The 601-nt window shown below is 45.6% G+C and carries 1 protein-coding gene and 1 pseudogene; one reads left to right on the top strand and one right to left on the bottom strand.

What is annotated here, in order from left to right; translation table 11 throughout:
- Nucleotides 1–135: pseudogene (locus JKP77_RS22450) on the top strand (IS30 family transposase); the annotation flags it as partial.
- A gap of 38 nt (nt 136–173) precedes the next feature.
- Here JKP77_RS22450 and JKP77_RS22190 read toward each other — a convergent pair.
- Nucleotides 174–601: Imm8 family immunity protein (locus tag JKP77_RS22190; protein ID WP_218313349.1), on the bottom strand; the 428-nt coding region annotated here is incomplete at its 5' end.

Raw genomic sequence — 601 nt, 5'->3', positions numbered from 1 at the left:
TATTTACCAAAGCGGACGTCGATGAAAGACGTTACGCAGCAGCACTGTGATGCCATTGAGAGGCGGCTGAACAGTCGCCCCCGTAAACGGTATGGATTTAAAACGCCCTGGGAGATGAAGAATGATTATGCGTGATCAATGTTGCACTTGGGAGTTGATACTAAGTGCCACTACTACTTAGTTTGTTCGTATTCCCAGCAAAAATGCTTGGACACTTGAGTGAACATGCCTTGCCAGCTTACATCCGAGCAAGTGCTTAACACCTTATTTATAGCATTAAGAGTATCTGTCCATGAATAGTAAGGCAAAATGAGCAGATAATTTTTAGGGTGTATCTGAGACAGCATTTTTTGTGTTACCACGTGAACCTGGAAGAGATTGGAGCCAGCTTCACTTTCGATACCTACTTCTATTGAGAGCCAATAATCGACTTCCGTGGGGTCATCAAACATCCACTGTTCTATGGGATCATAGTCCGCGCAATCGAATGACTTTATGACGGGAACAAGTTTATTCATATGGCATATAACGCTAAGCTTTGGGGCGCAGGCACGTAGGGCATAATAGCGAAGCGGCCCTGCGTGTTTGCGTCCCAGCGACC

The organism is Alteromonas antoniana (assembly GCF_019249295.1).
GTDB classification, from domain to species: Bacteria; Pseudomonadota; Gammaproteobacteria; order Enterobacterales; family Alteromonadaceae; genus Alteromonas; species Alteromonas antoniana.
The sequence above is the reverse complement of the archived record's forward strand: the minus strand, read 5'-3'. Positions and strand labels throughout refer to the sequence as shown.